The 7,301-nt window shown below is 68.1% G+C and carries 5 protein-coding genes and 1 pseudogene; 3 read left to right on the plus strand and 3 right to left on the minus strand.

Going from position 1 to position 7,301, the window contains the following annotated elements; all coding sequences use genetic code 11:
* Positions 1-223, plus strand: a pseudogene (locus VD972_RS38245) (cytochrome P450); the annotation flags it as partial.
* 134 nt (positions 224-357) lie between these two features.
* Here VD972_RS38245 and VD972_RS38250 read toward each other — a convergent pair.
* Positions 358-834: a hypothetical protein gene (locus VD972_RS38250; RefSeq protein WP_324993767.1), complete on the minus strand. Its 477-nt coding sequence runs from the start codon at positions 832-834 to the stop codon at positions 358-360.
* A 393-nt stretch (positions 835-1,227) separates the two neighbouring features.
* On the opposite strand from VD972_RS38250, the gene VD972_RS38255 reads away from it, so the two are divergent.
* Complete coding sequence (locus tag VD972_RS38255; RefSeq protein WP_324993768.1) at positions 1,228-2,109, plus strand: hypothetical protein; 882 nt, start codon at positions 1,228-1,230, stop codon at positions 2,107-2,109.
* A gap of 50 nt (positions 2,110-2,159) precedes the next feature.
* On the opposite strand, the gene VD972_RS38260 is transcribed toward VD972_RS38255, so the two are convergent.
* Both VD972_RS38260 and VD972_RS38265 read right to left on the minus strand, forming a co-directional pair.
* A complete protein-coding gene (locus VD972_RS38260; protein WP_324993769.1) occupies positions 2,160-2,783 on the minus strand; it encodes a DUF998 domain-containing protein in 624 nt (207 codons plus the stop codon).
* A gap of 187 nt (positions 2,784-2,970) precedes the next feature.
* Positions 2,971-3,633 carry an NAD(P)-dependent oxidoreductase gene (locus tag VD972_RS38265; protein WP_324993770.1) on the minus strand — a complete coding sequence of 221 codons (663 nt, stop codon included), beginning with the start codon at positions 3,631-3,633 and terminating at the stop codon, positions 2,971-2,973.
* A gap of 97 nt (positions 3,634-3,730) precedes the next feature.
* On the opposite strand from VD972_RS38265, the gene VD972_RS38270 reads away from it, so the two are divergent.
* A partial coding sequence (locus VD972_RS38270) for a serine/threonine-protein kinase PknK (protein ID WP_324993771.1) occupies positions 3,731-7,301 on the plus strand: 3,571 nt, incomplete at its 3' end.

Raw genomic sequence — 7,301 nt, forward strand, 5'->3', positions numbered from 1 at the left:
CGATCCGGACCGCTTCGACATCACCCGCAAGGAAGGCCGACAGCTGGGGCTGGGACTGGGCATCCATTTCTGCCTCGGCGCTCCCCTGTTGCGCCTGGAAGCGCAGGTCGTCTTTACGACGCTGCTGCGCCGTTTTCCCAAGCTGGAGCTTGCGACCGAACCCCTGGACTGGCAGGTGCACCCCATCTTCCGGGGCGTCAAGTCGCTGCCGGTCGTTCTGTGAGAAACGTCCCGGGACGTCAGCTCTCAGGGGCCGGAGGTCAGCCCCTCCTGCACTCCCGTGTACTTCACCGGCGCCAGTGCCCACGCTAGGAACTGATCCAGCACGGCCCGCGCGTTGTCGGAGCAAGCGCACCTTCAATGCGTAGTGCACTTGCCGCTGCGGCAACTCCCGCCCGGACAGTCGGAGCTGGAGTAGCACTCGCCACCGGCGGTAGTGCACTTGCCACTGCGGCACTTGCCGCCGCCACACTCCGAATCCGAGTAGCACTCACCACCGGCGGTGGTGCACTTGCCGCTGCGGCACCTGCCGCCGGGGCACTCGGAATCCGAGTAGCACTCGCCGCCAGCGGTGGTGCACTTACCGCTGCGGCAGTTCCCGCCGTTGCACTCCGAGTCGGAGTAGCACTCGCCACCGGCGGTGGTGCATTTGCTGCTGCGGCACCTGCCGCCGGGGCACTCGGAATCCGAGTAGCACTCGCCGCCAGCGGTGGTGCACTTGCCGCTGCGGCAGCTCCCGCCGTTGCACTCCGAGTCGGAGTAGCAGTCGGCGAGCGTGACAGGGGCGAAGAGGAGCGCAGTGAGCGCGAGCGGCACGAGCAGCAGACGGGACATGGTCATCTCTCGGAGAAGACACATCCTGCCGGCAGGCGTGGGCCCCGCGCAACGATGGCGGTGTCCTACCCAAGGGGCGGGCCACTCCGTCTCCAGCCCCCGCCACCTCGAACCGGACTAGTGGCTTTACCGCATCCGGCTCTCCGCGGAAGCGTCATCCACCGGGGTTATGCTTCCGTCCGGCTGGCTGCGGTCTTTTGGGGCCTGCGCCCCTACTCCGCCGCTTCCAGCTGGGAGCGGATTTCGCCCGGTGACCTTTCGGAGATCGGTTCTTGCCCCCATCGCTGCGCGGGCAGTCGACCGCAAACGCCCGTCGAGCACCGACCTCTGCCTCTCTGCTCCTGCCCGTTCCCCCCTCAACAGCGCCACCCTCCTTCTTGAGGCTTCACGCTCATGGTGGACATGCGGGTCGCGCCTTCTATGCTCTCTCGGATGGCGCTCCCCGAGGCCGCACTGTCGATTCGCTGGCTCATCGTCCTCTGCCGCGGCGGGCTACCGCTGCTCGAGGCCGTTGAGCTGACGGCAACCGAGACGCAGTCTCCAGGGCTGCGTGAGGCACACCGGCGTCTGCTCGCCGGAGCGCCCGTCGCAGAGTGCTTCGCGGAGCTCCCTGCCCCGCTCCGGCCCTTCGTGCGGCATGGCGAGCGGACCGGGGTGTTGATCGACGCGCTCGAAGAAGTCTGCCAATGGTGGACCGTCGCGACGGACTCCCGGCTGCCACTCCTCTATCTGGGCCGTGCGCTCGAGTCCCTCGGCCTGCGCTCCGCGCTCGAGGAGGGCCACGAGATCTTCGAGTGCCACCCGGAGTGGAGGGAGATCGCCAGGCAGCTTGAGCAGGGAATGTCGCTCGGCGAGGCTGTCCGGGGTCGCGCGCGCGTCCTGCCTCGACCTCTCGATATCGTCATCGCCCGCGCCGAAGCATCCCAGGTGCTGCCGCAAACCCTGCAGGCGATCGCCCGCGGCCTGCTCCATGGGCTCATCCCCTACGAGCCGCCGCGAGAGCCACTGTCCACCCTGAGGCAGGAGCTCTTCTCGATGGCCTTGATGCTCATCGCAGGGGCGCCGCTCGAGGAGGCGGTCCAGATTGCCGGTGCTCCGCTCGCATCCGGCTCCCTCCAGGATGGCGGTCTCGGGGCGCTGATGTCACGACACCCCGAGGTCTTCCCGCCATCGGTGATCGCGCTCATCCGCCGAGCGGAGTACGCGGGGGATCTGGCCAGGACGCTCGAGTTCGTCGCACAGGAAGTCCTCGGACACTCACCGACCCGACACTGAACCGTCGTCCTCGGTTCGAATCCCAAGGTCTCCTTCGCGGAGAGGGTGAGCTACGTGTCAGAGCCTCTTGGCGATCTCCTCTTGAGGTAGAAGGCACAGGCCACTATCCACAGCAGCATGCACGTCTCCAGCACTCGTTGCACAATGCCCACATAGAGAAACGCGGGCGACAAGAGCAGAAAGGCAACCAGGGAGACGCTGCCGCAGATCAGCCCAAGCACGGACAGGTGTCGTGCGTCGGGCCAGTGCCGGGCTCCAACTCCCAGGACGATGAGACACGCGGCACCCACGAAGTAGCTTGTTCCTCCCACCAGGTTGTGAATCCACTGCGAGAGGCTCGGCTCGACTGGGCGACAGCCCGGATCACATGGGAGGAACGCCGCCACCACATAGCTCAGCGCGTAGCAGGCAATCCCCACCAGTCCCAGCAGCGTCGTGGCGGATCTGGGCAGCACCCGGGACGCAAAGAATGCAAACGCGCAGACCAGGATGCCGGCCGGTAGGAACCCCCCATAGTTGATGAGATCCATGTGTGGGGCTTCGCGTGCACCCAGCTCGCTGATGAACTGTGAGCGGTGGCTGTAGTTCGGGAACGTGGCGCCGCCCAGAACGGTCAGCATGAGGATGATGAGGGGACCGAGAAGCCCGGTGATGAAGGCGAGTCGTGCAGCCAAGAGCCATACCTCCGAGGAGTGTGCACATAGAACGCAGCGACTTCTCTCAAGCGAGCTGCTCTGGCTACAGCCCGCCCACAACATACTCCATGGAGGCTCCAGCGGCTTCGGCTCAGGCGCTGCGAGGACGCCACGTGTGAGCGCCCCGTTCCCCAGCGGCTGGTGAAGCGTCAGAGCGGGATGTTGCTCAGTTGCTGACCGACGGTGCCTTTCCGACGTAGGACCTGTCCGCGAGCTGCTCGACGAGGAACTGTGCGCAGTCCGGCACCCTGATCGCCATGCCGACCGGGCCGTCGAGCGCGACCCTGCGCGTGCCCTTCGGCTTGTCGCCCATGATCCCAGGGAGGCGCACGAGCGTCCAGTCGAGCCCGCTCTGCATGACGAGGAGCTCCATCCGATTCTTGTCCTCGACGATCGCGGTGAGGAACGGCGCCACCACCGGCACGATCAGCTTGCGCAGGACCCACGGCACGTACCTCTCGCTGTCGCCCGCCCCGACGTTCGACATGCAGACGAGCCGCTTCACGCCGGCCTTCTGCATCTCCTCGACGAGGATCTTCGTCGCGTCCGAGACGAGCGTCGTCTTCTCGCCTCGCCTCAGCCCTCCGCTCCGCTTGCCGCCCGGCTTGCCGAGCCCGAGCGCCTGGATCACCCCGTCCTGTCCCGCGAGGCCCCCGGCCACGGCCGCACGGTCGAGGGCATCCCCCTTCACCTTCTTCAATCGCTCGTGGGCGACCGAGAGGGCGTCGGGGTTGCGCACCAGGGCCGTCACGGCGTGGCCCCTCATCAGCAGCTCATCGAGGATGGCGCGTCCGGTGAAGCCGGTAGCGCCCAGGAGCAGAACGTTCATGGGCCTATGCTGCCGCAGGGTGCCAGGGGCGCGTCAACCAGGTCACCGGCTCTCTCCCGGTAGGGACGGCTCTCCTGGAGGAGTATCCTGCCGGCTGATGCTCAACCTTCCCGGGTACACGCTCCTCGGAGCCATCAAGTCCACCAACACCCACCTGCTGTTCCGCGCCGTGCGGGACTTGGACGGGCTGCCGCTCATCCTGAAGACACCCACGATTGCCTCGCCTGGCCCGCGTGAGTGGGAGCGCTACCGCCGCGAGTCCAGCATCCTCGAGAGGCTCCGGGACGTGCGTGGCGTGACTCATGTCTACGAAGGCGAGCAGCTCCGCGACCGCCCGGTGCTGCTCCTGGAGGATGTCCAGGGCAAGCCCCTGTCCGAGTCCACGGGTGAGCCCTTTGAGGTGGGGCGCGCCCTGGCGCTGGGCATCTCCCTGGCCTCCACGCTCGCGGAGCTCCACCGCCGCGGCATCATCCACAAGGACCTGAAGCCCGCCAACATCCTCCTCACCCCCTCGGGAGAGGCGCGCCTCATCGACTTCGGTAACGCCAGCCTCCAGCGCGTCGAGCACGTGGACGCGCTGCACGCGCACCTCGCCGAAGGCACCCTGGCGTACATGTCCCCGGAGCAGACCGGGCGCATGAACCGCTCGGTGGACTACCGCACGGATCTGTACTCGCTGGGCATCACCCTCTACGAGCTGCTCACCGGCAGCCGGCCCTTCCACGGGCGCGACGCGCTCGAGTGGTTCCACGCGCACATGGCTCAGGCCCCGGTGCCGCCCATTCAGCGGGTGCCGGGCCTGCCGCCGGTGCTGTCTGCCATCGTCCTGAAGCTGCTGGCCAAGGTGGCCGAGGAGCGCTACCAGAGCGCCGAGGGGCTGAGGGCAGACCTCGAGCGGTGCCAGGAGAACCTGCGCCAGGGCCTGCACGAGGACTTCGTGCCGGGTCTGCAGGATTACTCCCCGCGCTTCCAACTCCCCCAGCGGCTCTATGGGCGTGACACGCATGCCGCCGCCTTGCGACAGGCCCTCGCGCGAGTCGCCCGCGATGGCCGGCCGGAGCTCGTCCTGGTGCGTGGCTACTCCGGCATCGGCAAGTCCGCGGTGGTGCACGAGCTGCACAAGCCGGTGGTGCGCCAGCGTGGCCTCTTCCTCAGCGGCAAGTTCGATCAGTTCCAGCCGGACATTCCGTACTCGCCCCTGGCCCAGGCCATCCGCGGGCTGACGCAGCAACAACTGTCCGGCACGGACGCGGAGCTGGGACGTTGGCGCGAGCACCTGCTCAAGGTGTGGGAAGCAGAGGGCCAGGTCCTCGTGGACGTGGTGCCCCAACTGGAGCTCGTCGCCGGCAAGCAGCCTCCTGTCCCCGAGCTGCCGGCCGCCGAGGCGCTGCACCGCTTCAACCGCGTGTTCCGCAGATTCCTCGGCGCCTTCGCCACTTCCGAGCATCCACTCGTCCTCTTCCTGGATGATCTGCAGTGGGCGGATCTGGCCAGCCTCCAGCTGCTCCAGCACCTGCTCACCCACCCGGAGACGCCTCCGGTACTGCTGATCGGTACCTACCGGGACACCGAGGTGAGCCCCTCGCATCCGCTGACGCTCCTGCTCGGGGAGCTGCGCAAGGCGGGCGCGAGGATGACAGACCTGCAGCTCGAGCCCCTGAGCCTCGAAGACATCCAGCGGCTCGTGGCCGACACGCTGCCCGGGGCGGGCGCGGAGATCCTCGAGCCGCTCTCGGTGCTGGCCCTGCAGAAGACGGGCGGCAACCCCTTCTTCCTGCTCCAGTTCCTGCTCACGCTCAACCAGGACGGGCTCCTGGTGCGCACGCCCGAGGGCACCTGGCGCTGGGATGCCGAGGGCGTCCGGGCCAAGGGCTACTCCGACAACGTCGTCGACTTCATGGTGAGCAAGCTGCGCCAGCTCCCTGCCCCCACGCAGCACCTGCTGCAGCTGGCCGCCTGCGTGGGCAACGCCTTCCCCCTGCGGATCCTCCTTCCCCTCTCCGGCCTGGAGGACGTCTCCTCGGCGGAGCAGGGCCTGGAGCCTGCGCTCCAGGAGGGCCTGGTGGCGAGCACCGGCCCGGAGAAGTACCGCTTCCTCCACGATCGCATCCAGCAAGCCGCTCAGAGCCTCATCCCCGAGGAGGAGCGCAAGGCCGTCCACCTGCACATTGGCCGCCTGCTGCTGGCGAGCCTGTCTCCTGAAGAGCTGCAGGAGAACCTCTTCGACGTGGTGAGCCATCTCAACGCCGGGGCCGGGCTGATCTCCGACGCCACCGAGCGCCACCATGCCGCGCGCCTGAACCGCCAGGCGGGCGCCAGGGCCCAGGCCTCGACGGCGTTCCGCTCGGCCGCCAACTACTTCGCCATGGCCTTCCAGCTGCTCCCCGGAGATCCCTGGGAGACGGACGCCGAGCTGGCCTTCAAGCTCCTGAGGGACCAGGCGCGCTGTGAGTTCATGAGCGGCAACCCCGCTGAGACGCGCCGGCTGCTGGAGGTGCTCCAGCCGCGGGCGCACAGCCGCGCGAACATGGCCACGCTCTACCGGCTCAGGAACGACCTCCTCCTTGCCCGGGGCGATTTTCAGGCCTCGCTCTCCAACCTGCTGGAGGGCCTGTCGCTCATGGGCATGCCGCTGCCGCCCAATCCCTCCTGGGAGGAGGTGCTCGCGGCGCAGCAGGAGGTGCAGAGTCTCCTGGGGGAGCGCCCCATCGCGAGCCTCGCCGAGCTGCCGCGCATGGCCGATCCGGACATGGAGGCGGTGCTCCTGCTCCTGACCGACCTGTACGGGCCTACGCTCGTGGTGAGTCCCCACCTGCTCATCCTGCACCTGTGCAAGCTCGTCTCCCTCAGCCTGCGCCATGGCAACTCGCTCGCGGCTGTCCATGGGTACGGCAACTATGGGGTCGTGCTGGGGGGGGCCTTCCAGCGCTACCACGAGGGCTACGCCTTCGGGCAGCTCGCGCGCGAGCTCGCGGAGCGCTACGCGTCGTCCGCCCTCCAGGGCCGGGCGCTCTACTGCCTGGGATCGCTAAGCTGTTGGACCCAGCCGCTCTCCTCCGCGCTGGACTTGTTGCGCCAGTCCTTCCAGCACGCGCTCCAGGCCAGCGACGCCCCCATCGCGGGTTTCTGCTGCCCCCACATCGTCATGGCTCGCCTGAGCCTGGGGCACGACCTGGAGGAGGTCGAGCAGGAGGTGGTGGCGCGCATGGACTTCGTGCGCAAGGTGGGCGTCGTGGTGGTAAAGGACATCCTTCTCTTCCTCCAGCGCTATGTGCGGCAGCTCCGCGGCTTGACACCCGTGTTTGGATCCATGAGCGGCGACGACTTCAGCGAGGAGGCCTTCGAGGCCACGCTGACTCCCGAGCGCGCCAGCCTCATCCGGTGCTGGTACTGGCTCATGAGGATGAAGGCGCGCTACCTGAGCGGCGCCTCTGACGAGGCGCGTGCGGCGGGAGAGCGGTGCGCCGAGCTGAGCTGGACCCTGCGGGGCCGCTACCTGTTCGCGGAGTTCACCTTCTTCCGCGCCCTGAGCCTGGCCGCCTGCTTCGAGCGGATGGCTCCCGGAGAGCAGGGCCCGGCCCTCGAGGCCCTCCGGGAGGCCCAGCGGCAGTTCGCGGAGTGGGCGGGGAACTGCCCGGAGAACTTCCGCGCGCAGGAGCGGATGGTCT

Origin of the sequence: Hyalangium sp., from assembly GCF_035629615.1 — a bacterium.
Classification (GTDB): Bacteria; Myxococcota; Myxococcia; order Myxococcales; family Myxococcaceae; genus Hyalangium.

Coding starts and splice junctions, on each gene's coding strand:
- VD972_RS38250 (WP_324993767.1), bottom strand. CDS start 834: ATGTCCCGTCTGCTGCTCGTGCCGCTCGCGCTCACTGCGCTCCTCTTC.
- VD972_RS38255 (WP_324993768.1), top strand. CDS start 1,228: ATGGTGGACATGCGGGTCGCGCCTTCTATGCTCTCTCGGATGGCGCTC.
- VD972_RS38265 (WP_324993770.1), bottom strand. CDS start 3,633: ATGAACGTTCTGCTCCTGGGCGCTACCGGCTTCACCGGACGCGCCATC.